Source organism: Microbacterium sp. UBA3394 (assembly GCF_002358725.1).
Taxonomy (GTDB): domain Bacteria; phylum Actinomycetota; class Actinomycetes; order Actinomycetales; family Microbacteriaceae; genus Microbacterium; species Microbacterium luteum.
Window position 1 is genome coordinate 603 of sequence record NZ_DEPK01000271.1, and the last position, 308, is coordinate 910.

The following is a 308-nucleotide window of genomic DNA, read 5'->3' on the forward strand; positions in this document are numbered from 1 at the left end:
TTCGACGCCGCCTTCGAGAGAGTCGACGTCATCGCCACCCCGACCGCGCCCACCACGGCGTTCCGCCTCGGCGAGAAGCTCGACGACCCGATGCAGATGTACCTGAACGACGTCACGACGATCCCGGCGAACCTCGCCGGCGTGCCGGGGATCTCGATTCCGGCCGGCCTCGCGGCGGAGGACGGCCTGCCCGTCGGCATCCAGTTCCTCGCGCCCGCTCGCGAGGACGCCCGTCTGTACCGTGTAGGGGCCGCACTCGAGGCTCGTCTTGTCGATTCATGGGGAGGTCCGCTTCTGGACCGCGCACC

General features: G+C 69.8%; 1 protein-coding gene. It reads left to right on the forward strand.

Annotated features, from left to right (window positions below):
• Positions 1–308: amidase family protein (locus tag B4E30_RS15725; protein WP_286796153.1), on the forward strand; the 308-nt coding region annotated here is incomplete at both ends.